Origin of the sequence: Pseudomonas sp. SMN5 (assembly GCF_052041925.1) — a bacterium.
In the GTDB taxonomy this organism is placed as follows: Bacteria; Pseudomonadota; Gammaproteobacteria; order Pseudomonadales; family Pseudomonadaceae; genus Aquipseudomonas.
The window spans coordinates 32,358-50,815 of the sequence record NZ_JBKGGX010000034.1 but is presented as its reverse complement, the minus strand read 5'-3'; the positions used below and the strand labels follow the sequence as shown (position 1 = coordinate 50,815).

17 protein-coding genes and 1 pseudogene are annotated in these 18,458 nt (G+C 59.9%); 8 read left to right on the top strand and 10 right to left on the bottom strand.

Annotated features, from left to right (window positions below; genetic code table 11):
* Positions 1-105: 105 nt before the first annotated feature.
* The 4 genes from creD to rloA2 form a co-directional block, all read right to left on the bottom strand.
* The gene (gene creD, locus ACLEJR_RS24640) at positions 106-1,479 is read right to left on the bottom strand and encodes a cell envelope integrity protein CreD (RefSeq protein ID WP_440817167.1); all 1,374 of its coding nucleotides are present in this window, start codon (positions 1,477-1,479) and stop codon (positions 106-108) included.
* A 231-nt stretch (positions 1,480-1,710) separates the two neighbouring features.
* Entirely contained in the window at positions 1,711-3,129 is a 1,419-nt protein-coding gene (gene creC / locus ACLEJR_RS24635; protein WP_440796316.1) for a two-component system sensor histidine kinase CreC, read from the bottom strand.
* Positions 3,129-3,809, bottom strand: a complete 681-nt coding sequence (gene creB, locus ACLEJR_RS24630) for a two-component system response regulator CreB (RefSeq protein ID WP_440817166.1) — start codon at positions 3,807-3,809, stop codon at positions 3,129-3,131. Before creB ends, creC begins: the two co-directional genes overlap by 1 nt.
* Positions 3,810-3,878: 69 nt before the next feature.
* Entirely contained in the window at positions 3,879-4,385 is a 507-nt protein-coding gene (gene rloA2, locus ACLEJR_RS24625; RefSeq protein WP_440796312.1) for a retropepsin-like aspartic peptidase RloA2, read from the bottom strand.
* A gap of 308 nt (positions 4,386-4,693) precedes the next feature.
* On the opposite strand from rloA2, the gene ACLEJR_RS24620 reads away from it, so the two are divergent.
* Positions 4,694-5,578, top strand: a complete 885-nt coding sequence (locus ACLEJR_RS24620) for an acyltransferase (protein WP_440817163.1) — start codon at positions 4,694-4,696, stop codon at positions 5,576-5,578.
* Positions 5,579-5,658: 80 nt separating this feature from the next.
* Positions 5,659-6,714 (top strand): RHS repeat-associated core domain-containing protein, encoded by a 1,056-nt coding sequence (locus tag ACLEJR_RS24615; protein ID WP_440817162.1) that lies wholly within the window; start codon positions 5,659-5,661, stop codon positions 6,712-6,714.
* A gap of 107 nt (positions 6,715-6,821) precedes the next feature.
* Here the strand turns inward: ACLEJR_RS24615 and ACLEJR_RS24610 are convergent, their stop codons facing one another.
* Entirely contained in the window at positions 6,822-7,400 is a 579-nt protein-coding gene (locus ACLEJR_RS24610) for a DUF2780 domain-containing protein (RefSeq protein ID WP_440817159.1), read from the bottom strand.
* Positions 7,401-7,690: 290 nt separating this feature from the next.
* On the opposite strand from ACLEJR_RS24610, the gene ACLEJR_RS24605 reads away from it, so the two are divergent.
* From ACLEJR_RS24605 to ACLEJR_RS24580, 6 genes and pseudogenes are all read left to right on the top strand, one after another.
* Positions 7,691-8,101, top strand: coding sequence for a DUF3757 domain-containing protein (locus ACLEJR_RS24605; RefSeq protein ID WP_440817157.1), 411 nt, complete (start codon positions 7,691-7,693; stop codon positions 8,099-8,101).
* Between the two features lie 73 nt (positions 8,102-8,174).
* A complete protein-coding gene (locus tag ACLEJR_RS24600) occupies positions 8,175-8,753 on the top strand; it encodes a hypothetical protein (RefSeq protein WP_440817155.1) in 579 nt (192 codons plus the stop codon).
* Positions 8,754-9,095: 342 nt separating this feature from the next.
* Positions 9,096-9,370 (top strand): annotated as a pseudogene (locus ACLEJR_RS24595) (hypothetical protein).
* 176 nt (positions 9,371-9,546) lie between these two features.
* Positions 9,547-9,759 carry a cold-shock protein gene (locus ACLEJR_RS24590; protein ID WP_440796302.1) on the top strand — a complete coding sequence of 71 codons (213 nt, stop codon included), beginning with the start codon at positions 9,547-9,549 and terminating at the stop codon, positions 9,757-9,759.
* Positions 9,760-9,808: 49 nt separating this feature from the next.
* Positions 9,809-10,648 carry a hypothetical protein gene (locus ACLEJR_RS24585; protein WP_440817152.1) on the top strand — a complete coding sequence of 280 codons (840 nt, stop codon included), beginning with the start codon at positions 9,809-9,811 and terminating at the stop codon, positions 10,646-10,648.
* A gap of 17 nt (positions 10,649-10,665) precedes the next feature.
* Complete coding sequence (locus ACLEJR_RS24580) at positions 10,666-11,796, top strand: RHS repeat-associated core domain-containing protein (RefSeq protein WP_440817150.1); 1,131 nt, start codon at positions 10,666-10,668, stop codon at positions 11,794-11,796.
* A 28-nt stretch (positions 11,797-11,824) separates the two neighbouring features.
* On the opposite strand, the gene fdhA is transcribed toward ACLEJR_RS24580, so the two are convergent.
* The 5 genes from fdhA to ACLEJR_RS24555 all read right to left on the bottom strand — a co-directional run bounded on the left by fdhA (position 11,825) and on the right by ACLEJR_RS24555 (position 18,447).
* A complete protein-coding gene (gene fdhA, locus ACLEJR_RS24575; protein WP_053151494.1) occupies positions 11,825-13,024 on the bottom strand; it encodes a formaldehyde dehydrogenase, glutathione-independent in 1,200 nt (399 codons plus the stop codon).
* Positions 13,025-13,230: 206 nt separating this feature from the next.
* Positions 13,231-14,088: a formyltetrahydrofolate deformylase gene (gene purU, locus ACLEJR_RS24570; RefSeq protein ID WP_440817147.1), complete on the bottom strand. Its 858-nt coding sequence runs from the start codon at positions 14,086-14,088 to the stop codon at positions 13,231-13,233.
* A 192-nt stretch (positions 14,089-14,280) separates the two neighbouring features.
* The gene (locus ACLEJR_RS24565) at positions 14,281-14,913 is read right to left on the bottom strand and encodes a sarcosine oxidase subunit gamma (RefSeq protein WP_440796297.1); all 633 of its coding nucleotides are present in this window, start codon (positions 14,911-14,913) and stop codon (positions 14,281-14,283) included.
* 190 nt (positions 14,914-15,103) lie between these two features.
* Positions 15,104-18,121 (bottom strand): sarcosine oxidase subunit alpha, encoded by a 3,018-nt coding sequence (locus tag ACLEJR_RS24560; protein WP_440796295.1) that lies wholly within the window; start codon positions 18,119-18,121, stop codon positions 15,104-15,106.
* A complete protein-coding gene (locus ACLEJR_RS24555; RefSeq protein WP_440796294.1) occupies positions 18,118-18,447 on the bottom strand; it encodes a sarcosine oxidase subunit delta in 330 nt (109 codons plus the stop codon). Before ACLEJR_RS24555 ends, ACLEJR_RS24560 begins: the two co-directional genes overlap by 4 nt.
* Positions 18,448-18,458: the final 11 nt, after the last annotated feature.

Genomic DNA, 18,458 nt, shown 5'->3' with positions numbered 1-18,458 from the left:
CCTGCTCGCGATGGCCGCGCAACGGATCCAAAGGAAACAACCCGGCAATGCGCATCACCAACACCTCCCCCACTCGCTGATCCTCACGCAAGCCCAACGACCGGCTCATTTCACCTCTCCCAGATCAAAGCTCATGGCCGCAACAGGCTTGGCTCCGACCCTATACCAGTCCAGCTTGCGGGTCAGCACCATGAACACCCCCAGCAGGCCGAACAGCAGCAGCGAGCCCATCAGCAGCGCGTAGTCTTCGGCGCTCAGCAAGCCGTAGAGCAAGGCGTACAACGCCGCCAGTCCCGCCGAGACCCCCAGGCCATGGTTCACGCTGCGCAGCACATGGCAGACATAGAACCCGATCAGCACCACACAGGCACTGGCCGACAACACGTATGCCAGGGCGAAGCCGATGTGCTCCGACAGTGACAACAGCAGCAGGTAGAAGAATGCCAGCGCCACACCGACCAGGGCGTACTGGACCGGGTGCACCGCCAGGCTCTTGAGCACTTCGAAAAGGAAGAAACCAGCGAAGGTCAGCGCGATGAACAGCAGCGCATATTTGATCGCCCGGTCGCTCTTGAGGTACTGGTCCACCGGGTCGATGAAGCTCACGCCAAAGGCACGGCTGCGGAAGGTTTCGCAGCTATCGCTGTCGATGCAGCTCTGCAGGGCCTCTTCGAGGTTGGTGGAAAAGAACGAGGTCTGCCAGTCAGCGCTGAAACCGTGTTCATTGATCTCGCGGTTGGTCGGCAGGTAGTTGCCGATGAAGCTAGGGTGCGGCCAGTCGGCGCTCAGGTGCACTTTGTTGGTCTTGCCCACCGGCAGCACCTGCAACTCACCGGTCCCCTGCAGGCTCAGGTCGAAGCCGAAGGTCAGGTCGGCGCTGGCCTGGGCATTGACCATCGGCAGCGGCACGTGCACGCCCTGCCCCAGCCAGCCGACCCGCGAGCCAGGCAGGAAATCGACGGTCTGCTGGTTGAGCTTCAGGGTCAGCGCGTTCTCGATGCCGCGAATGTCGCTGATGCCCACGCTCAGGTACGGTTCGTCGAAGCGGTAATCCGCTGCTTCCTTGGCCGACAGGCCAAAGCGCTCGGGCACCTTGAAACGCCCGTCAATGCGGTTCTCGGCGTGGAACAACCGCGCCTCGTAGATTCCCCGCGCGCGGGTCTCGGTACGGACCTGGCCGTCGAGTTCGAATTGCTCCGGCAGAAAATACAATTCTCCCCTGTGCTCAACGGTTTCCAGAAAGCGCACGCCGGTCTTCTCGTTAGTGTTCCAGACCTTAACGTCCTTGCGAAACGGCACCACGATCATCGGCCCGATCAACTGCTGGCTGTTGCTGGAACTGCGGGCGATGTCCTGCAACACCCCGTCGCGCAGTTCCTGGCGCTCGTCGATAAGGCCATTGATCATCAACAGCGGGATCATCAGCAGAAGAATCAGTAGGGCAATCATGCCCAGTTTCATGGCGAGGCTGCGGTTCATGTGGGGCTCTCCCTGTTCGAATGGGAGAGAGTCTGGAGAGGTTTTGTGGGATGTTTATGAGCTGAATGTGGAGTTTGTGTGGAGACTCAACCGCTCTTACAGGCCGAAACCCCGTGGCGAGGGAGCTTGCTCCCGCTGGAGTGCGAAGCGCTCCTCAGAAAGCGACTGCTACGCAGCCGAGCGGGAGCAAGCTCCCTCGCCACGACGGCGTTCCGTCAAGGGAAGCTCATTTCAAGGCAACCGCAACACCACCTCGACCCCACCCTCGACATTACCAATCCCGAGCTCCCCACCATGCAACTGCACCACCTCCTCGACGAAGTTGAGCCCCAGCCCGGTGCTCTTGCGGCCACTGTCCGGTCGCGGCAAGGAATAGAAACGCTCGCTCAGGCGCGGCAAGGCGTAGTCGGGGATCGGTTCGGCCTGGTTGAACAGGCGAATCTCGACCCGGTTTCCGATACGCTCGGCGCTGATGCGCAGCAGCCCATTGACCGGCGTGAAGTCCAAGGCATTCTCCAGTAGATTGCCCAACGCCTGGCGCAACAGGAACGGTTCACCCATCAGCGTCAGGTCCGCAGCAATTTGCCGTTCCACGCGTAACTGCCGGCTCTCGATCCAGCCACTGCGCGCTTCCAGCAGTTCCTCGAACAACCCGGCCAGCGGCACGGCGACGACTTCCTCCAGACCCTGGCGCTGCTCGACCTGGGCCAGGTTGAGCAAGCGCTCGATCAACTGCTGCATGCGCATGCTTTCGCTATCAATGTTGCTGACGAAGCGCTGGTGCTGGGCCGGCGGCATGTCGCTCTGCAGCAGTTCGGCGGCACCGCGAATGGCCGCCAGCGGACTCTTGAGCTCGTGGGTCAAGGTATGCACGTAGCGCTCGACGTAGGCCTTGCCTTCCAGTTGGGTGCGCATGTGGTCCACCGCGCCGGCCAGTTGCTCGAACTCGCCGCCGCGGTAATGCGGCACTTCGACCCGTTGTCCCTGGCTGACCGCCTGTGCGTAGCGGGTCAAGCGGCGCAGCGCCGAACTGAGCCACCAGGACAGCAAGGCGCCGAGCAACAGGCCCAGGCCGATCAGCCCGACGCCATAAAGCAGCAGGCGCCGCTCCGTACGGTCGATATAAGGTTGCAGCGAGCTGTTGGGCTTGGCGACGGTGACCACGCCGATGATCCGACCATTGTCGCGGATCGGCGCGCCGACATGCATCACCGATGACGCCGGATCATCCGGGTTGGCGCGAGTCGAACGCGCACCGTATTGGCCGCGCAAGGTCAGGTACACGTCGTTCCAGCGCGAGTAGTCCCGGCCCACCGCCACACCACTGGAGTCCAGCACCACGATGCCTTTGGCATCCGTGACATAGATCCGGTGGCTGACCTGGTTTTTCGGCAAGCCCCAGATGGTCGCCGCCGGCCGGCGCTCGCCGTAGGCCCTGAGCAGCTGCGGCCAGCGATTCTGGTTGAGGGTGCCGGCCTTGAAATCATCGCGCAGGATCTCGGCCATCAGGTTCGCGGTGTCCACCAGGGTTTCCTCGGTGGACTGGCGCACGCCAGGGCGGATCTGTTCGATCACCGTGCCGAACACGAAATACCCGGTCAGGCTGATGAACAGTACATAGACCAGGAAGATCCGGATGCCCAACGACATCAGCTATGCCCCGGGCTGTAACTGTAGCCGAGACCACGATGGGTCTGGATCGGCTCCGCCTCGGGCCTGACCAGGCGCAATTTGGCGCGCACGCTCTTGATGTGGCCGTCGATGCTGCGCTCGTAGCCGGCATCACTGGCCACACCCAGGGCATCGAGCAACTGTTCGCGACTGAAGACTCGCTCCGGCTGTTCAAGCAGACAGTTCAGCAGACGGAATTCATGGCGGGTAAGGTTCAACGGCTTGCCGCGATAGCTGATCTGTACCCGCTCGCTGTCCACCTGAAACAACATCGCGCCCAGCTCCGGCGCCGGGCGCGGCGCCACACGCTTGAGAATGGCGCGGACCCTGGCCGCGACCTCACGAGGACTGAACGGCTTGACCACATAATCGTCGGCACCGATCTCCAGGCCAACGACCCGGTCGATCTCGCCATCCCGGGCTGTAAGAAAGATGACCGGAACGTCGCTGAAACGTCTGAGATTTTTGCAGGTTTCAAATCCGCTGATATCCGGCAGGCCCACATCGAGGATGATCAGGTCCGCCGGGGTGTTTTTCTGGTGCTCCAGCGCCGCCGCGCCGAGGCTCAGCCAGGTGGTGTCAAAGCCCTCCCCTTGCAGGGCAAACACCAGCGTATCGGCGATGGCGGCTTCGTCTTCGACAATCAGAATGTGAGGCATGGCGTCCGAGCCCGACAGTAAAGGTGCCGGAACGGTGCCCCAACCCTTGGGGCACGTCAATCGGGGAAATCAGCAGTCCGGCTTGTCAGCGGTATAACGCCGGGCCGGGTTCACCGCCGCGCCGAACTCGCGCAGCGCCTTGGCACCGATCAGCAACGGGTAGTTGAAGCTGCTGCGGTCGGTCAGGTTGACCTCCACGGTGCGCTTGACGTTACCCAGGCACATCTCCAGGTCGACCACCGGGCGCTTGCTCGGCGCAATCTTTTCGTCGTCGTCTTCATCTTCTTCGGAACGGGTCTTGATCTTGCTGATGCGGGCGATCTTATGCTCGTAGACCTTGTTGTCCGCGTCCTTGGTCGCCAGGCGGAACCGTACCCAGTCATCACCATCGCGGGTAAAGGTCTCGATGTCCTTGGCCGACAGCGACGCGGTCAGCGCGCCGGTGTCCATCTTGGCCTTGAGCACCTCGCCGCCGATCTCCGGCAGCGCGATGTATTCGTAGCGCCCGTACAGGGTCGGCTCGGCGGCCAGCGCTGGAAAAACCACAAGGGACAGCAAGGCGAGAATGGATTTCATGCAATAAAGCTTCCTGTGTGGGGTGGGATTTTAGACAGTGGCCGATGGATTCGTTCGGTCGCCCTCGATACCACTGCGCTGCCCTTGTGGCGAGGGGATTTATCCCCGTTCGAGTGCGAAGCGCTCGCCATAGTGCCCAATCGCTGCACAGAGATTGGGCCGCTGCGCAGCCCGACGGGGATAAATCCCCTCGCCACAGAAGCAAACCCAGCATACCCGCCAAAAGGTGAAACATTCGTCCACACCCATTTGGCCTGCTGCCCGAAGCTGCTTATGATGGCCCGTCCATCCGTCTGCAAGAGTCATCTATGCGCCGCCTGCTCACCGGCTGTTTCGTCACCCTGCTGCTGTTACTCAACACCCTGGTGCTGTTCGGGCCGTTGATGGTGTTCGCCCTGCTCAAGCTGATCCTGCCCGGACGCTTCCGGGACTATGCCTCGTGGGCAGTGATGTGGATCGCCGAGACCTGGGCGGAAATCGACAAGCTGATCTTCGCCTTGTGCATCCCCACCCGCTGGGACATCCGCGGCGGCGCCGACCTGCGCCGCGACACGTCTTACCTGGTGATCAGCAACCACCAATCCTGGGTCGACATCCCCGCCCTGGTCCAGACCCTCAACCGCCGCACGCCGTTCTTCAAGTTCTTCCTCAAGAAAGAACTGATCTGGGTACCGTTCCTCGGCTTGGCCTGGTGGGCGCTGGACTACCCCTTCATGAAACGCTACACCAAGGCCTTCCTGGCGAAGAACCCGGAACTGGCCGGCAAGGATCTGGAAATCACCAAGGCCGCTTGCGAGCTGTTCAAGCGCCAGCCGGTCACCGTAGTGAACTACCTCGAAGGCACGCGCTTCACCACGGCCAAAAGCCAACAGCAACAATCGCCTTTCACCCACCTGCTCAAGCCCAAGGCCGGTGGCGTGGCGTTCGTACTGGCGGCGATGGGTGAGCAACTGGACGCCATCCTCGACGTCACGGTGGTCTACCCGCAGGACCGGATCCCCGGGTTCTGGGATTTGATCAGCGGCGCGGTGCCCCGAGTCATCATCGACATACAGACCCGCGAACTGGACCCGGCGCTGTGGCAAGGCGATTACGAAAACGACCCGGTGTTTCGCCAGAAGGTGCAGGAATGGGTGAATCAGCTGTGGACCGAGAAGGATCGGCGGATTGCCGTGCTGCGTAGTGGTGACTAGCAGTTCTGATAGTAGGCAGCGCCTGGAAAACCGCCGATGCTGGAGGTCCTGATTCCTGGACCTTGCATGGAGTGCGGTGTATGCCTGCCGATCCTCGCAAAACCGTACTGTGCCGCTATCACTATGATCCGCTGGACCGCCTGACCGACTGTTCGCCAGCCGCGGAAGCCGGCATCCAGCGTTTTTATTGCAAAAGCCGGCTGGCGACCGAGATACAGGGCGCGGTGCAACGCAGCGTCTTCCAGCATGACGATCAGTTGTTGGCGCAGTTACGACGCGAGAATTTGAAGGCCGACGCCACGTTGCTGGCGACTGATCAACAGCGGACAGTGTTGACTGCCCACGATGCAACTCAAACACATCCCCTCGCTTACACGCCCTACGGTCATCGCCCGGCGGAAAACGGTTTGCTCAGTTTGCTGGGGTTTAATGGCGAACGGCCGGATCCGGTGACGGGGCATTATTTACTGGGAAACGGGTATCGGGCGTTTAATCCGGTTTTGATGAGGTTTAATAGTCCGGACAGTTGGAGTCCGTTTGGGGAGGGTGGGTTGAATGCTTATGCGTATTGTGCTGGGGATCCAAGGAATGCAGTGGATCCGACGGGGCATATTAAATTTTTCTCCTCGGTAAAAGATGCCGTCAGATCTTATAAGAGGAACTTGGCTGAAATGCTTCCTCCATCCCCAGAAACTATCGCTTTACCTGAAAGGGCAAATGGCCGTCCCTACAGTGCGGACTTGAAAGCTCTCGCAGATACGATCATACAAAATGAACGGGCGTTACCGGACAAACTAAAAACCTACGCCGTTAGCTCTGCCCCAAAAACCTACGAGGAAGCTTTGCTGGCCTACAAAGAGGCCCAACGCGGGTATGGCTTCAGTAAAAACCCATCGCTACATGCAATCCACTACGTTAAATACCCGGAAAATGGGGTCCTTACACATTCTCCGACACTGCTGGACGTACTTCCTTTCGACGCGGAAATTGCATTTCGCACATTAGAATTTGAAAATCAACAGCTTAACCACCAGCCCAGAAACCGCGAACTTATTGATATGGCAATTATTCGACGCGCTATTTATATAAATAACCACACCGAGACCAACCTAATGACCATCCGACAACAGAATTAATATAACGCGGCGCCATTAATGCAGCAGGCGGCTATCTGATCGAAAACCATCGACACAGCTTTAGATTCTGATAGTCCCGTGGCGGATTTCCGATGGCGCCACCGTCGTCAAACACCCGCCCCCGTACCCCAAATCCCCCCAAGGTTCTGCAGCAACGAACTCCCCACCCCCTGCTGCCCAAGATATTCAAGAATCACCGGAGCAAACTGCGCGATCATACTGCCGTCCATGCCCAGCGCACTGAAAGCATTATTCAGGTCTTGAGTGTCCTCGACATTACCGAGCAAACCGTCGAGCAAGGCGTTCTTGTCCGACCCACCACCCAGCAAACCACCCAACCCATCAAGCCCACCAATGGCGTTGTTACTGGCAATCTGATCAAGGCCCGGCACGCTTCTGCTCAACTCGGAAAACTGCGGCTCGCTGAGCCGATTCTTCGCCAGCCCTAGCATTGCCCCGGCGCCGCCTATGGCCTGTTCCGGAGTGATCTTGAGTTCCGAACCGAGGGTATTGAGCAATCCGGCGGCTTTCGGCGCTGCCGCCACTGCCCCTTTCCCTTGTTCGCTCTGATTGCCCTGCATCGCCGACAGCACGTTGGCCGCGTCATCGAGACTGAACTGAGCGAAGGCCGGGCTTGCCGCGAATGACAGCAGGCAAGACAGGGCAAAACCGCGTGAAACCTTCATAGGAGACGCATCCTCGGACATCTGAAAAGAACGCCCAGGGTGGGCTGCTTGAACCCTCCGTAGGACTGGACCGTAAAGCGATTGTTCCGCCATGCCAGACGATGTCTACGGAAAACTCCTTCGGCTATGCCGGAAACGTCTGATTCACCAGAAACAACAGCGATCAATGATCACCAAAAAAATTTCCAATATTCCCTCATAGTTCAAAATTGACATAAATCACTGCCAACATTGACAGTGGCCTGCCCGGTCATAGCCGCGGCAATCTAATAGGCCATGGAGGCTGGCAGATGAACAATGTACTGGCGGGAGGGGTGAGTTTCATGATGCTGTTCATCGGTCACGTTCAAGCCGGTGAGATAGTGTGTCCCGTCGCCTCCGAGCTGCACAGGAACGTTGAATCCCTGGAAGACGTTTATTTTGTCGATGCGCTCGAAAATCGTGAATGGAAGAGCGAGAGCCTCGTGGCTGTGGTCGACCCGCTGTCGCTGAAATTCGAAGGCGCCGAATACGAGCTCCACGAGGCTGCACCGTCATCCAGCGCGACGATCACGTGCAAGTATGGCCAGATCAATCTGAAGCGGGATCATCCGCAAGTACTGGAGCCCAGCTATTCCCTGTGGTCCGACAATCGTTGCAAAAGCGCAAGTACTCAGGCGTGTCGACTAATGGACGCGGAGTATTTCAACGTAAGTTATTGAACATCCCTGATCGAGCTCTTGTTCGTGCTGGCGGAATTACCGTACCGTGCGGCTCCCCCCGCGAGTTTTACTTATGAACATAAAAATCGGTGGAGCGACCCTCGCGGTCATCCTCACGGGCATGCTCGTTGCCCTAGGCGTCAGCGAATGCCAGCGTGGCCCGCTCAATCCTGAAGTGGCCGACGGCACCAGCGACGAACAAAAGACCTGGTTGACCATTGAACACCGCATCAAGCGCTACGACCCGGCCCTGACCGACGTCATCCGCAATGACCCGCAAACGCTGACGGTGCGCTACCGTCCCGGTGTCCCTCCGGAAAGCGACGACGCCTGGGTGGCGGACCTGCTGCGCATCGTCGGCCACGGCCTGGCGGCGCTGAATAATGCGCCGGGGGGCAAGCAATACACCCACGTGACGGTCCAGGCCCGACGGCTGGCCGACGACGATGTGGAGCTGGTTTACGACATGCGAGGGTTCGATGCCATCAAGACCCAGCGAGACGGATACACCACCTTCGCCAGCCAGCCCCGCAGGCTGACATTCAACGCCGCCGCGCTGACCCAGCTAAAAGCCGAATGTCGCAACCCGAACACCCGGGGCTTCTACCCCGAGTTCTGCGAGCGCGTCAGGACCGCAACTGCACGCGACTGACCGTGGCGAGCGAGCTTGCTCGCGCTCGAGTGCGCAGCGCTCGCCCCTGGGGTCTGAAAAGCTAGGGCTGCTTCGCACCCCAGCGGGAGCAAGCTCCCTCGCCACGACGGCGGTCGATCAGCACGGACCAGAATTACCGCAACTACTTGGTAAATCCCCGCAATGACGAGCCTTGCTCCTTCCATAACGCGATACCTTTAGTTTCTCCGTCGTCCACATGACGACTCGGGTTTGGCGACTCATTAGACTATTGCTCAGAAGCCGTGGTTGACACGGGCTTTTGCACCCGCAGAACTGCTGAATGGCAGTGGTGCGCGGGAAGCCTTCGGGTCTGCCGGTTCCATGGTTTTCCGGTTCGCCAACTTGCATACCGCGGCCACCCCGCTCATCGGCACCCAAGCGTCCCTCGACGTCCCCCACGAAACCGCCACCTACCGCATCCGCGCCGCCATCCACTGCTGGAAAACATCGCCTTCCGCGAGGAGATTGGCTCCGACGCCATTGTCCTCCAGGACTTCGCCCTGTTGCTGGCAATTCCGCTGCGCGATGGCTGCGACGTACTGGACGTGATCGGCCGACGATTGCAGGCCCAAGCCCAAGGCATGACCGCTTCGTGACAATCATCTGAATATCATCCGCCAGCGGTTATTTCCTTTCGGCATTGCCTACTGTCAGCTCTGACAGTAGGCAGCTGTTCAGACCGACTTTAAGCTCGAACTGTGTCAGCGGAAACAAGGCGAACGAGCGACGCGGCTCCCTGCGCCTCTATTCATTCGGGCTTAGGACAATAACAATGAACGACCGAATCAAAGGCACCGTTAAATGGTTTAACGATGCAAAAGGCTATGGATTTATTACCTGCGGCAAGGGCGGCGAAGAACTGTTCGTTCATTATTCCGCGATTTCCGGCGAGGGTTATAAAACCTTGAAAGAACGACAAGCAGTGTCTTTTGAAGTAGAGCGGAGCGAGAAAGGCATGCAGGCGACGAGAGTCACGCCAGAATAATACGACTCGGGAAACTTAAAATAACCCTGCAGATGCAAGGAGTAAATTTATGGATAAGCAGGTGGACAGACATCGCGAAAATCTAATTAACAACGGTACATTTGAAACCGGTCTTGAAGGCTGGAACGCTACCAGTGTTACATGGGCAGGCGGTCGCGCAAGGTTCGCGCCTAATGGCAACCTGAGGCAGACCGTTAGGCTAAATGCGCCAGGCACCGTCAAATTATTGTTTAATATTTCTTCGTACTACGGCATCGGCGGAGTCAGGCTTTCGGTAGGGAACGGCTATTGCAGCATCAATCGGACAGGCCCATACGAAGTCGATTTCACGGTCGACAACGCAGGCTCCATCGACCTGATCTTCACGTCACAAGGCGCTTATGATGTCGATGATGTGGAGTTCTATTTTGACGAAACCGAGTGCCAACCGGTACAGCTACTGCACAATGGCAGCTTCGATAATGGGCTTGAGGGGTGGGACTACGACGGGGAGATAACTATCGTCGAGGGGCAAGCGCATTTGACCGAGCGCTCAAGGCTCGTCCAACAAATCGCGGTGAAACCTGGCACGCCAATAACGGTTTCTTATTCTTTGAAGACAAGCAATCCTTGCAGCGCCTCGTGCACCATTCTTCAATATGGCAAGCGCTGGTTCATTGGATCTATACCTGATAGGTGGAGTGCAGGAGGCCTCGCGTTTGTCGCACCGGAAGGCGTCGCTCCGACGCTCGTTCATGTGGAGTTCCGACTGCACTCCTCGCCTTACGTCAAACCTTTCTTTTTACACCTGGACGACATCGAGGTTTGGGCCTGTCCCGGAGCAGCGGACGCTATGACAAAAGTCCGGCACGACCTGTGGTCGATTGACCAGAGTATCGATGTTGAGTAGGGCGCAGGAGCGACATCGTGACGAACTCATCTGGCATGCCGGTCGAACGCGAAAATGTACTCTGCCAATACTGCTACGACCCTCTGGATCGGCTGGTCGCCTGCACGCCAACCGCCCAGACCGGTTCCCGGCGGTTCTACCTGAAGGAACGCCTATCCACCGAAATTCAAGGATCGGCGCACCGTTCGATTTTCCAGCAAGGCGATCTAGTCCTGGCCCAACAACAGCAGCAGAACGGTGCCGTCAAAACCACACTGCTTGCGACCGACCAACAGCGGTCGGTACTGCATGCGCTCAACAAGCAGATGCATCCCCTCGCCTACACGCCATATGGTCACCGCGTTCCGGAAAGCGGTCTACTCAGCCTGCTCGGTTTCAACGGTGAACGGCAGGATCCAGTGACGGGGCATTATTTGTTGGGCAATGGTTATCGGGCGTTTAACACTGCGCTCATGCGCTTTAATAGTCCGGATTCGATGAGTCCGTTTGGAAAGGGCGGATTGAATGCATACGCGTATTGTGCCGGAGACCCTATAAACTGGACTGACACTACCGGACACTTTCCTAGCCTATGGAGAGGTCTATTAAATTTTTTTAATCGTAGAAGCCCTAGGAATTTTGCTACGACCCACGTCGCGAAGCCTACTCTAAGACGTCAAGCCACCATTGCGGGTTCGACAAGTTCACTTCGCGAACATGTATTCCTAGACCATTCTCTGACCTCTTCAAAACAAGCGATCAACTCTGTAGCAAAAAATCCACTGTATCAATCTTCCAACGGGTCTGTTGTCTCGCAGTCTTCCAGGTCAGTCCAATCAGGAAGTCCAACCGCCGCAAGCAACATACACGACCCTGCGGATCTGCAGTACCGACCTTTGCCAGCACCGCCTGCTAATGCAAGGCTTCATACCGACTGGTCAATGCCTGAACCAAGGGGTATGGGTGAGCCCCACTATGAGCAACTGCAACCCTACCGCCGTTCGGGAAGCACTCCACAGCCTCTCACCGTCTCACCCGATGAGGAAGTAATGAAGATGAAGACAAAAAGGCTGATTAACGCAATTGGGCTAAAACGCTATGAAAGAGCCCAAGCAGTTATTAGGAATGGCCTTGAGGTGGAATGGTGGAGGCAGAGAGGACAACGCTAAGCGCCCTCTCCACTCTCCTGGTTCAACGCTACGCCGCACTAAACATCTTATGCGGATCAATCACAAACTTCTTCGGCACACCCGCATCAAACTCGCCGTACCCCTTCGGTGCGTCATCCAGGCTGATCACCTGCACACCCACGATTTCAGCAATGTTGATCCGGTCCCACATGATCGCTTGCATCAGCGCACGGTTGTACTTCATCACCGGGGTCTGGCCGGTGTGAAAGCTGTGGGATTTGGCCCAGCCCAGGCCGAAGCGGATGCTCAGGGCACCGATCTTGGCGGCAGCGTCGACGGCGCCCGGGTCTTCGGTCACGTACAGGCCGGGGATACCGATCTTGCCGGCGACGCGGGTCACTTGCATCAGGGAGTTGAGCACGGTGGCCGGGGCTTCGTGCTTGACGCCTTCATGGCCGTGACCACGGGCTTCGAAGCCCACGGCATCGACGGCGCAATCGACTTCCGGCTCGCCCAGCAGATCGGCGATCTGCTCGTGCAGCGGGGTGTCCTTGGACAGGTCGGCGATTTCGAAGCCCTGGGCCTTGGCGTGGGCCAGGCGCACCGGGTTGACGTCACCGACGATGACCACCGCCGCGCCCAGCAGGCGCGCCGAAGCAGCGGCCGCCAGGCCAACCGGGCCGGCACCGGCGATGTACACGGTGCTGCCTGGGCCGACGCCCGCGGTGACGGCACCGTGGTAGCCGGTCGGCAGGATGTCGGAGAGGCAGGTCAGGTCACGGATTTTCTCCATGGCCTTGTCACGGTTCGGCAGTTTCAGCAGGTTGAAGTCGGCATACGGCACCAGCACGTATTCGGCCTGGCCGCCAGTCCAGTCGCCCATGTCGACGTAGCCGTAGGCACCGCCGGCACGCGCCGGGTTGACGGTCAGGCAAACGCCGGTGTGTTGCTCCTTGCAGGAACGGCAGCGCCCGCATGCCACGTTGAACGGCACCGATACCAGGTCACCGATTTTCAGGTTCTCGACATCGCTGCCCTTCTCGATCACTTCACCGGTGATTTCATGGCCCAGGACCAGGCCGGTCTGGGCGGTGGTGCGGCCGCGCACCATGTGCTGGTCGGAGCCGCAGATGTTGGTGGATACCACGCGCAGGATGACGCCGTGCTCGATCTTCCTGCCACGCGGGTCCTGCATTTTTGGATAGTCGATTTTCTGTACTTCAACCTTGCCTTGGCCGAGATACACGACACCACGATTACCGGACATGCTTTCACCTCGCTGTTGTTTTTATGGAACTGCGTTGCCCAGGCAGGCAGCGCGTTGATTGCTCGGGTTAGTGCTTGTGTCTTTGTTTCTTTGTTGTCTGTAAGGGCCTCATCGCGAGCAAGCCCGCTCCCACATGGTTTTTGGTGTAACTAATATTTGTATACCGACACAAATCCTGTGGGAGCGAGCCTGCTCGCGATGTCGGTCTAAAGAACGACCGTGCGATTGGCGTTGAGGAACACCCGCCGTTCAATGTGATACCCCACCGCCCTGGCCAGCGTCAGTCCTTCGATATCCCGTCCCTTGGCGATCAGGTCTTCGGGGTAATGGCTGTGATCCACCACTTCCACGCCCTGGGCGATGATCGGGCCTTCGTCCAGGTCGTTGTTGATGTAGTGCGCCGTCGCGCCAACCAGCTTCACACCTTTGTTGTAGGCCTGGTGATACGGCTTGGCGCCCTTGAAGCCCGGCAGCAGGGAGTGGTGGATGTTGATGGCCTTGCCGTCGAGCTTGCGGCACAGCTCCGGCGACAACACCTGCATGTAGCGGGCGAGGATCACCAGTTCGGCGCCGGTTTCTTCGATGACCTGCCACACCTGCCGCTCCTGGGCCGGCTTGTCGTTCGGATCCAGGGGGAAATGGTAGTAGGGAATCTGGTGCCAGTCGGCCAACGGCTTGAGGTCCGGATGGTTGGAAACCACCGCTACCACGTCCATGGACAACTGGCCGATGCGCTGGCGGTAGAGCAAGTCATTGAGGCAGTGATCGGCCTTGGAGACCATGATCACCACTTTCGGCCGGTAGTTGGGCGGGGTCAGTTCGAAGACCATGCCAAAGGCTTCGGCACGCTCGGCCAGGCCGGCGCGGAAAGCCTGCTCGACGAAACCGTCAGGCTGGCGGAATTCCACACGAATGAAGAAACGCCCCGAGAGTCGGTCGTCGAAAGAGTGGTGCTCGGTGACGTAGCAGCCCTGCTCGAACAGAAAGCGGGTCACCGCGTCCACCGTGCCGAGCACGCTGGGGCAGTCGGCAGTCAAGATCCATGTATCCGGGGCGCGGCTCATTCGGTGACTCCTGTTCAAATTTTCGGTGCGACAGAGAAACCCTGTGGCGAGGGAGCTTGCTCCCGCTGGGTTGCGCAGCAACCCCAATGTCAGCAACCGCGCCCTTATCAGGAACGCGGGCTCAGGCTTTACGACTGCTACGCAGCCGAGCGGGAGCAAGCTCCCTCGCCACAAAAGCATTCGAGCACTGCGTTAAGCCTGAACACTCAACCCATACTCAGCCGCCGCATCCTGCAACCACAGCCACCAGTAATCGGAGAAGCTGCGGCGGATCAGCAGTTCCCAGGTGTCTTCGGCGGTATGACGGATCACCAGTTGCGACTTGGCGAACACCGTGCCCACGGCCTTGCCCACCGGAAAATTGCTTGGATGGACGTCGTAGCTGGTGGATTTCATCAGCACGTCGCGCACGTTCGGGCCGGACAGTTCGAGAATCTGCTGGCCGCCGCTGACGTTGACGATCTGGATGTGGAGGCCGCCCAGGGCTTCGCGCAGTTTCTGCTCGGCGGCGAACTCTTCACCGGTCGGCACCACCAGCAGCCATTCATCCGGGCCCATCCATTGCAGGCTGGTTTCGCCCTTGACGATGATGCTCAGCGCGCCCGGCAACTCGATGCCCAGGGCCTTGTGCACGCCAGCGGCGAATGCGGCGTCGTGACCATCGCCACGAATGGTCAAATGGCCCAGGAGTTTCTTCTCGCGCACGGTCACGCCGGCGTTCTTGCGACCCTTGCCCACCAGGCTGGCGAGGTCGGCATGGTGCAGCGACGACTCGGCTTTGGCCCCGGTGGTCGGGCGTTGTTGGTAAACATTGGCTGCTGTCATATAGCACCTGTCTTGAATTCAGTAGTGCGCTGGGCTCAACCCTTGTAGTGACTGTGCTGCCGTCTTCGCGAGCAAGCCCGCTCCCACATTGGATTGATGCCTGGCCTAAATTTCTTCAACCCCTTCGATCCTGTGGGAGCGGGCTTGCTCGCGAATGCGGCAGCCCTGCCTCCACAGAATCTGACGGTCATCAGATATTCTGCCGATCCCCCTTCGGATCGAAGAACACCGAAGAAACAATCTCTGCCTCGATCACGCTGCCGTCGGCTTGCGGCGAGAACACCCGCTCGCCGATGCGCTTCAGACCGCCCTTGACCACACCCATGGCAAACGAATAGCCCAGGGAGTTGTGCGCGTAGCTGGAGGTCACGTGACCGACCATGGTCATCGGGATCGACTGCTTGGGGTTGAAGACCAGTTGCGCACCTTCCGGCAGCCAGACATTCGGGTCGATCGGCTTGAGGCCTACCAGTTGCTTGCGGTCCTCGCGCACGCAATCCTCGCGGTTCATGCCACGCCAGCCGATCCACGAGAACGGCTTGGTACGACCCACGCACCAGCCCATGTTCAAGTCGTCCGGGGTCATCGAGCCGTCGGTGTCCTGGCCGACGATGATGAAGCCCTTCTCGGCCCGCAGTACGTGCATGGTCTCGGTGCCGTACGGGGTCAGGTTGTACTTCTTGCCGGCCTCGACGATCTGTTCGAGCACGCCCATGGCGTAGTCGGCCTGTACGTTGATTTCGTACGACAGCTCACCGGTGAACGAGATGCGGAACACCCGCGCCGGCACGCCGCCCACCAGCCCTTCCTTCCAGGTCATGAACGGGAAGCCGTCCCTGTCCAGGTCGATGTCGGTGACTTCGCTCAACAGCTTGCGGCTGTTGGGGCCCGACAGGGTCATGGTCGCCCAGTGGTCGGTGACCGAGGTGAAGTACACCTTCAGGTCCGGCCATTCGGTCTGCTGGTAGATCTCCAGCCATTGCAGCACGCGGGCCGCACCGCCGGTGGTGGTGGTCATGATGAAGTGGTTGTCGCCGACGCAGGCAGTCACGCCGTCGTCGAACACCATGCCGTCTTCCTTGCACATCAGGCCATAGCGCGCCTTGCCCACGTCGAGCTTGGTCCAGGCGTTGGTGTAGATGCGGTTGAGGAACTCGCGGGCGTCCGGGCCCTGGATGTCGATTTTGCCCAGGGTCGAGGCGTCCAGCAGGCCGACGCTGTCACGCACGGCCTTGCATTCGCGCTTGACCGCAGCGTGCATGTCTTCGCCGTTCCGTGGGAAATACCAAGGGCGTTTCCACTGGCCGACGTCTTCGAACTCGGCACCGTTCTTCAGGTGCCAGGCGTGCAGCGCGGTGAAGCGAACCGGTTCGAAGATGTGCCCGCAGTGCCGGCCGGCCACCGCGCCGAAGGTCACCGGCGTGTAGTTCGGACGGAACATGGTGGTGCCCATCTGCGGGATGCTCACGTTCAGCGAACGGGCCGCGATGGCCAGGCCGTTGACGTTGCCCAGTTTGCCCTGGTCGGTACCGAAGCCCAGTGCGGTGTAGCGCTTGACGTGCTCTACCGACTCGAAGCCTTCGCGGGTGGCGAGTTCGATGGCGGCAGCGGTGACGTCGTTCTGCAGGTCGACGAATTGCTTCGGCGCCCGTGCGGTCGCTTTTTCGTGCGGCACCTGGAACAGCGCCAGGGTCGGTTCCTCGTGACGGCTCAGGGCTTTGGGCAACACGCCCTCCACCGCTTTGAAACCGGCTTCGCTGGCGGCGCGCACGCCGCCTTCAAAACCATCGGCGAGGGAATCGGCGAGGCTGTAGACGCCATTCACACCGCCGACGCACACGCGCTTCTGCGGTGCTTCGCCGGGTACGAAACCGAGGATGTCTTCACGCCAGATCGGCTTGCCGCCCAGGTGCGACGCCAGGTGGACCACCGGGCTGTAGCCGCCGGAGCTGGCAACCAGGTCGCAGTCCAGCCATTCGCCTGGGCTGGTGACTTTGTGCGCCTTGACATCAATGGCGGCGATCCGAGCACCGGTGACGCGCTTGCTGCCACGAGCCTCGATCACGGCGCTGCCGGTGAGGATGCGGATGCCCTTGGCACGCGCCTCTTCCACCAGCGCACCCCGTGGGTTGCTGCGAGCATCGGCGACCGCGACCACTTGCAGGCCGGCATCGAACCAGTCCAGCGCTACGCGATAAGCGTGGTCGTTGTTTGTGCTCAGCACCAGTTTCTTGCCCGGTGCCACGCCGTAGCGACGCACATAGGTGGACACCGCGCCGGCCAGCATGTTGCCGGGCACGTCGTTGTTGCCGTAGACCAGCGGGCGCTCGCAGGCCCCGGTCGCCAGCACCACGCGCTTGGCGCGGACGCGGTTGATGCGCTGGCGCACCTGACCGATCGGCGCACGGTCACCGAGGTGGTCGGTGAGGCGTTCGTGAATGGTCAGGAAGTTGTGGTCGTGGTAGCCATTCACCGTGGCGCGAGGCAGCAGCACCACTTCCGGCATCGAGCGCAGTTCGGCAATCACCGCCGCTACCCACTCAGCCGCAGGCTTGCCGTCCAGGCTCTCGCGGGAATCGAGCAGGCTGCCGCCGAACTCTTCCTGCTCGTCCGCCAGGATCACCCGCGCACCGCTGCGTCCAGCAGCCAGTGCAGCGGCCAGGCCAGCAGGACCTGCACCGACCACCAGCACGTCGCAATGACGGTTCATGTAGTCGTAGGTGTCCGGATCGTTCTCGGTCGGCGAGCGACCCAGGCCCGCGGCCTTGCGGATGTACTTCTCGTACGTCATCCAGAACGATTGCGGGTACATGAAGGTTTTGTAGTAGAAGCCCGGCGGCATCAGCTTGCCGCCGACCTTGCCGAGAATGCCCATCATGTCGTTGTTCACGTTCGGCCAGCCGTTGGTGCTGGTGGCGACCAGGCCTTGGTACAGCGCCTGCTGTGTGGCACGCACGTTAGGGATCTGCGTGGCTTCGGTGGCGCCGATCTGCAGCACCGCATTCGGCTCTTCGGCACCGGCGGCGAAGATGCCGCGGGGACGGGAATACTTGAAGCTGCGACCAATGATGTCGACGCCGTTGGCCAACAAGGCAGCGGCCAGGGTGTCGCCTTCGAAGCCTTTGTAGGTCTGGCCGTTGAAGGTGAAGCTCAGCGCTTTGTTGCGGTCGATCCGTCCGCCGTTGGACAGGCGATTGATCTGGCTCATACCTTCTCTCCCAGAGCCTGTGCGGCCGCTTTCGGACTGTCAGCCTTGTCGGTGAATTGCGGCTTTTGGCCGATCTTGTAGGTTTCGAGAATCTCGTAGGTCACGGTGTCGCGAGTCGCGTTGAAGTACTGGCGGCAACCGGCGGCGTGAATCCACAGCTCGTGGTGCAGGCCGCGGGGGTTGTCGCGGAAAAACATGTAGTCGCCCCACTGCTCGTCGGTGCAGGCGTTCGGATCCAGCGGGCGCGGAATGTGCGCCTGGCCGGACGAATGGAATTCCTCTTCGGAGCGCAGTTCGCCGCAGTGAGGACAGAAGATGTGCAACATAGGGATTTCTC